Here is a 6,000-nt window from a genome sequence, read left to right on the forward strand (position 1 = left end):
ACTACAGAATAACTTAAGATTAGCTTAACAAATTATGAATGCGATCGCCAACTTACCCGATTATCAAATCACAGAGCAATTATACACAGGTACGCGCACCCTTGTCTATCGAGGCATCCGTACCAGTGACCAACAACCCGTAGTCATCAAATTACTACGAAATGAATACCCAAACTTTAACGAACTCGTTCAATTTCGCAACCAATATACCATTGCAAAAAATCTCGACTTTCCTAGTATTATCAAACCCTTAACCTTAGAATTATATGGCAATGGCTATGCCTTAGTCATGGAAGACTTTGGTGGAATTTCCCTATCTGATTATCTCCAAACAGCCACGGATGAAAATCCCCAATATCAATATTTACCTTTAGGTGAATTTCTCAGGATATCTATTAAGATAACCGAAATTCTGCACTATTTATACCAAAATAGAGTCATACACAAAGACATAAAACCCGCTAATATTCTGATAGATCCCGCAACAAAAAAAATCCAATTAATTGATTTTAGTATTGCTTCTCTCCTACCAAGAGAAACCCAAGAGATTCAGAATACTAATGATTTAGAAGGCACCTTAGCCTATCTTTCTCCCGAACAAACTGGTCGAATGAATCGAGGCATAGATTATCGTAGTGACTTTTATTCTCTGGGAATGACATTTTATAAATTATTGACCGGAACATTACCATTTAGATCGGAAGATGCAATGGAATTGGTACATTGTCACCTCGCGAAACAGCCGATACCCATCCATCAAATTCATTCAGAAATTCCGCTAGTTTTGTCAGAAATTGTCAGTAAGCTGATCGCAAAAAATGCCGAAAATCGTTATCAGAGTGCCTTGGGAATTAAGCACGATTTAGAAATCTGTCTAGCTCAACTACAAACTACAGGCACAATAGAACCTTTTGAAATAGGAAAGCGAGATATTAGCGATCGCTTCCTAATTCCCGAAAAACTCTACGGAAGAGAAGCCGAAGTCAATCAACTATTAAATTCCTTCGATCGCGTCGCCAATGGCACAACAGAAATGATGCTAGTAGCGGGTTTTTCAGGCATTGGGAAAACCGCAGTGGTAAATGAAGTGCATAAACCCATTGTCCGGCAACGCGGCTATTTTATTAAAGGGAAATATGACCAATTTCAACGGAATATTCCCTTTTCAGCATTCGTACAAGCTTTTTGCGATTTAATCGGGCAACTATTATCAGAATCAGAAGAGCAATTGCAAACATGGAAAACCAATATTCTCGCAGCAGTGGGAGAAAACGGGCAAGTATTAATTGATGTAATTCCTGAGTTAGAAAACATCATCGGTAAACAGCCACCAGCCATAGAATTATCAGGAACAGCAGCCCAAAATCGCTTTAATTTATTATTTCAAAAATTTGTCAAAGTTTTTAGCAGTAAAGAACATCCCTTGGTGATGTTTTTAGATGACTGGCAATGGGCTGATTCTGCATCATTGAGTTTGCTCTCATTATTGAGGCAACAAGATACAGGATATCTATTGATATTAGGTGCTTATCGAGATAATGAAGTGTCACCAGTACATCCATTTATCTTAACCGTAGATGAACTGCTCAAAACTGGGGCAACGGTAAATACGATTACATTACCACCATTAAGAGAATCGGATATTAATCAATTGGTAGCAGATACGCTAAATTGCGAACTATCTCTTGCCCAGCCTTTGACAAAATTAGTTTATCAAAAAACCAAGGGCAATCCTTTCTTTGCAACTCAGTTCCTCAAAGCTTTACACGATGACAAGTTAATTACCTTTAATTGGGATATCCAGCATTGGCAGTGCGATATTTCCCAAATCAACGCCTTGGCAATTACTGATGATGTGGTTGAATTCATGGCGTGGCAATTGCAGAAATTACCAATTCCAACTCAGGATGTCTTAAAGTTGGCTGCTTGTAGTGGGGCGCAGTTCGATTTGCATACTTTGGCAATAGTTTCAGAACAATCGGAAACAGAGGCAGCCACTGTGTTATGGAGAGCATTGCAGGAGGGTTTGATTTTACCGATTAGTAATGTTTATAAGTTTTATCAGCTTGAAGGAAATAATAACTTCAGCCTAGAAAATAAAAATGCTAATAAACAAAATGCTAGATACAGATTTTTGCACGATCGCGTTCAACAAGCTGCCTATTCTCTGATTCCAAAAAACAAAAAACAGGCAACTCATCTCAAAATTGGTCAACTGCTCCAACAAAACTTATCAGAGATAGAAAAGGAAGAAAATCTATTTGATATTGTCGGGCATTTGAATGTAGGAAGTGGGTTAATTACTCAAGCTGAAGAACGAGAAGCCTTAGCCAGACTAAACTTAGCAGCCGGACAGAAAGCCAGAAATTCTACAGCCTATTCAGCCGCCAGAAGTTTTGTGCAAATAGGGATAGAGTTGCTAACCCCAGACTGTTGGCAAACTCAGTATGAATTAACCCTCAATCTGTATGTAGCGGCGGCAGAAACTGCCTACTTGAATGCCGATTTTGATGGTAGGGAAAAAATGGTAGATCTGGTTTTGCGATCGGCCAAAACAATACTCGATAAAGTCAAAATATTTGAGATTCAAATTCACGCACTGACAACTCAGAGTCAGATGTTAGAAGCGATCACTATCGGCACAAATGCCCTAGCACAATTGGGCATTGAACTCCCCTGTGAAACTGACGAAGCCTTGACACGCATTACACTGCAAAACCTTGCCAGTCAAATGGAGGGTAAACAGATTCAGGAACTGGTTAACCTTCCTGTAATGAGCGATCCTCGGACAATGGCGGCCATGCAACTGTTAGGCATCTTGTTTCCAGCTATTTTTATGGGAAATCCTGCCTTGCAGCCTCTGCTTTGCGCCACAATGGTCAGTCTATCACTCGAATTTGGCAATGCACCCGCATCAACAATCGGGTATGTGGGTTATGGCATTGTGCTGTCTGATTTTTTTGGAGAAGTAGAACAAGGTTATCGCTTTGGGCGAGTAGCACTGAGCTTATTCAATCAGTTGAATTGGCGGGAATTTAAATGTATGACTTTAAATTGGTTTAGCTCTTTTATCCACCATCGCAAAGAAGCACTGAGGGGAACAATTCCAATGGAGAAAGAAGCCTACTTGGTCGGCATGGAAACAGGTGATTTTCTAAATGCTGGCTTTAGCTTCAGTTGCTATTTATATAATAATTTTTTCTCAGGAGTAGAGATTGATGTTTGGGAAGCAGAAATAGAAAATTACTGTGTTGCCTTAGAGGCTGTCAAGCAATATTCTCCTCTGGTTTACGTGAGGATGACACAACAGACGGTGCAGAACTTGAGGGAAATTGTCAATCAACCGGATTTGTTAATCGGTCAGGCTTATGATGAAACCGTGATGTTTCCTCAACACCATCAGGATAGTGAGTTTACTGCGCTCGCTGTTGCCAGTAACTACAAACTAATGCTTGCCTATCTTTTTGGCAACTACACCAACGCCCTAGACTACATTCCCCAAGCTAAGGCATATTTGATGGTAGCGACTGCAATGATTCACACTCCTGTTTTGCATTTTTATGCCGGGTTAACCTACTGGGCCGTATTTTCTACGCAGTCAGAGATTGATAGAGCTAACACTCTTGAGGAGGTAGAAACCCATCAAACTACACTGGCGAAATGGGCGCACCATGCTCCCATGAATTACCAACATAAAGTTAACTTAGTAGAGGCCGAAAAATGCCGAGTTTTAGGCAAGAATTATGAAGCCGGAGATTTGTACGATCGCGCAATTGCCGGAGCCAAAAAAAACCAATATATCCAAGAAGAAGCGTTAGCTAATGAACTAGCAGCTAAATTTTATCTGGGCTGGGGCAAAGAAAAATTTGCTTCTGGATATATGGAGGAAGCATACTACTGTTACACCCGATGGGGTGCGAAGGCGAAAGTTGCTTATTTAGAACAACACTATCCCCAACTACTAGGAGCTATTCTCCAACCGACTAAACGAGCTATCATATCTGAGGGAACAATCTCTCCAACGCTGGTGAGAAGCTTAAGTAGCACCAGTAACAGCAACAGCCAGAATTTATGGTTGGATTTTCCGGCGGTGATGAAAGCAGCACAAGCTATTTCACAGGAAATTGAATTAGAGAAACTATTAGCCACTTTGATGCAAATTGCGATCGCCCATGCCGGAGCGCAAACCGGAATTTTAGTGATCGATCAAGAGGAAAAATGGTTAGTAGTGGCGAAAGCGGCTCAAAACCAGACAGAAAAGAGGCATATTCCTTTAGCTGAATGCCAAGAATTACCCCAAAGTTTGATTTATTATGTAGCCAGAAGTCAAACAACGGCGGTTTTTGATAACTTGAGTGCTTCCACTCAATTTGCAGGCGATCGCTATATCATCACCCAGCAGCCTAAATCAGCTTTATGTATTCCGATTAGCAAGCAGGGAAAATCGATCGCGATTTTGTATTTAGAAAATAATCTAACAGTGGGAGCGTTTACAAGCGATCGCATCGAAACCCTCCAAATTCTTAGTGCTCAAGCTGCTATATCTATTGAAAACGCCCGTTTGTATCAACAAGTAGAGAACTACTCTCAAACCTTGGAAGCGGAAGTAGAGCGACAAACAGAAGAGTTAAGCCAAAAAGCTTTTGATTTAGAGCAAACATTGAAAAATCTACAACAAACCCAAGCACAACTAATTCAGAGTGAAAAAATGTCAGCCGTCGGTCAACTCGTAGCGGGGATAGCACACGAAATTAACAATCCAGTTACTTTTATTCATAGTAATATTCAGCCTACTGAAAATTATGTTAAAGATTTGCTGATGTTGCTGGATCTTTATCAGCAAGAATATCCTGAAAACAATTCAGTAATTCAAGCGAAAATTGAGGAAATTGAGCTTGAATTCATCGGAGAAGATTTAAGTAACATTCTGCAATCAATGAAAGCAGGCAGCGAACGGATCAAGCAAATTGTCCTGAGTTTGCGTAATTTTTCGCGCTTAGACGAAGCAGACATGAAATCTGTAGATTTACACGCCGGACTGGAAAGCACTTTACTAATTTTACAAAACCGCTTCCAAGAAAGTGATAATCAACCCAAGGTACAACTGATTAAAGAGTATGGCAACCTTCCTCGTGTCACCTGTTATGCGAGTGAGATGAATCAGGTATTTCTCAGTATTATTAGTAATGCTCTTGATGCTCTCAAACAAGTTAGTAAAACTAATAAACATCCTTTTATTAAGATTCAGACGGAAGTCATAGAAAAAGAGTTGGTAAGAATTGCGATCGCTGATAATGGTAGTGGGATTCCTACCCATATCCAAAAACGCATATTCGAGCCATTTTTTACAACTAAACCTGTGGGTAGCGGTACAGGTTTGGGTTTATCTGTAAGCTATGCTATTATCAAAAAACATGGGGGCAAATTAACCTGTGATTCGACCGTCAGCAGCGGAACAATTTTTGTAATTGAGATTCCGATAAACTATCTGGTATAACTTGGGCTAGAGGGGGACTCAAATATTGATGTCAAGAGGAAACTAAAATAGGCTTAAAAATTCACCGGGATTTTCGTAATTGGGAAACGGAGGATCGGATTGGGGACACCGAGTGTTAAACAAAGGGTGAGTATCCAACAATTCCAATTGTTCCTCTCACCTCCACAATCAAAAAATCTGGGTTAGAGTTCGTCGATCGCAAAAATCACGATTAGATATTCAAAACGCCTAGATTAATGCCGTACTTACCGCCGCCGTTTCTTCACCTGTTGGTACGGATAGCAGTCAATAACACAATCTCTCATGTAACTCCCTTTGGAATCAGAGTCCATCAGTTCTAAATAGACATTATTCGGCACTTCAGAATATAGATAGGTTTTGCCACTATTGAAAACAACCTCCAGAGTAGAAGTTGTTTCGTCATAACTGGAGTTGAGACTAAGAAAAGCTGGCTCAGCTAGAAACTGAGGCAGAAAAAATCTATTGTGCAGCAAAATATATGT

The 6,000-nt window shown here is 40.2% G+C and carries 2 protein-coding genes; one reads left to right on the top strand and one right to left on the bottom strand.

The window, feature by feature from the left end:
* Positions 1-34 precede the first annotated feature (34 nt).
* Entirely contained in the window at positions 35-5,497 is a 5,463-nt protein-coding gene (locus tag QUB30_RS29375) for an AAA family ATPase (RefSeq protein ID WP_333341201.1), read from the top strand.
* Positions 5,498-5,742: 245 nt separating this feature from the next.
* Here QUB30_RS29375 and QUB30_RS29380 read toward each other — a convergent pair whose 3' ends face one another.
* Entirely contained in the window at positions 5,743-5,994 is a 252-nt protein-coding gene (locus QUB30_RS29380; RefSeq protein ID WP_333341204.1) for a KTSC domain-containing protein, read from the bottom strand.
* Positions 5,995-6,000 lie beyond the last annotated feature (6 nt).

It is taken from the genome of Microcoleus sp. BROC3 (genome assembly GCF_036702515.1).
GTDB lineage: Bacteria > Cyanobacteriota > Cyanobacteriia > Cyanobacteriales > Microcoleaceae > Microcoleus.

Bases quoted from the DNA above. Each gene is read 5' to 3' on its own strand.
- QUB30_RS29375 (WP_333341201.1), top strand. From the start codon at position 35: ATGAATGCGATCGCCAACTTACCCGATTATCAAATCACAGAGCAATTA.